This window comes from Bartonella sp. LB28NMGDW, from assembly GCF_042194435.1.
Lineage (GTDB): Bacteria > Pseudomonadota > Alphaproteobacteria > Rhizobiales > Rhizobiaceae > Bartonella > Bartonella grahamii.
The window spans coordinates 1-714 of record NZ_JBHIMX010000135.1 but is presented as its reverse complement, the minus strand read 5'-3'; the positions used below and the strand labels follow the sequence as shown (position 1 = coordinate 714).

General features: G+C 37.4%; 1 protein-coding gene and 1 pseudogene. Both read left to right on the top strand.

Annotated elements, in window-relative coordinates:
* The first annotated feature begins 259 nt into the window (after positions 1–259).
* Positions 260–403 carry a TrwH protein gene (locus ACFIKG_RS09645; RefSeq protein WP_375652237.1) on the top strand — a complete coding sequence of 48 codons (144 nt, stop codon included), beginning with the start codon at positions 260–262 and terminating at the stop codon, positions 401–403.
* A pseudogene (locus ACFIKG_RS09640) lies at positions 400–714 on the top strand (hypothetical protein); the annotation flags it as partial. The gene ACFIKG_RS09645 and the pseudogene ACFIKG_RS09640, both read left to right, overlap by 4 nt.

Sequence of the window (714 nt, the reverse complement as noted above, 5' to 3'; positions counted from 1 at the left end):
GAGACATAGAAACTAGATGAGATAAAAAGCAATGGTTCCCGTAACAGACGCCCTTAATATCCATATGACAAAATAACGAGGATATCCAATCCTACAGTAAAAAATATTCGCACTGAAATTGAGCTATTTTCATAAATTAAAAAATGAAATTAAGAAAAGATCAATTATCGTAAACTATACACTTTACTTTAATGTCAAAATTATAATAATGACAACAAACATCAGGATCTATATAATAGTAAAAAAGAGTCATATTAAAATGAAGTTGGTCATTCTTATAATTTTGATTGCAAACATTTTATCAGCTTGTGCATTAGCACCAAAGCTAAAACAGCCCAATGATAGGAACCGTGTACCTATTAATAAAACAATCCCTGCCGAAATCAAGCGAGCAAATATATGAAAAAGCGATTTATTATAACAGGAATGATTACCATTTGGGGAATGATAAATTTGGCACATGCAGTGGTGGATCATTCTAAAACACGTGTAGACGCAGATCCATCAAGTTTATGCAATGTTCTAGAAGTGGCACGTGCAGAGTTTGAAAAGCGAAAGTATGGAAGAGACAGCTCTGGAATCCTAGAAAAATGTTTAAAATTGCTATCATCTGCTCCACCGCCACAACCTGCTCCACCGCCACAACCTGCTCCACCGCCACAACCTGCTCCACCGCCACAACCTGCTCCACCGCCACAACCTGCTCCACCAGCA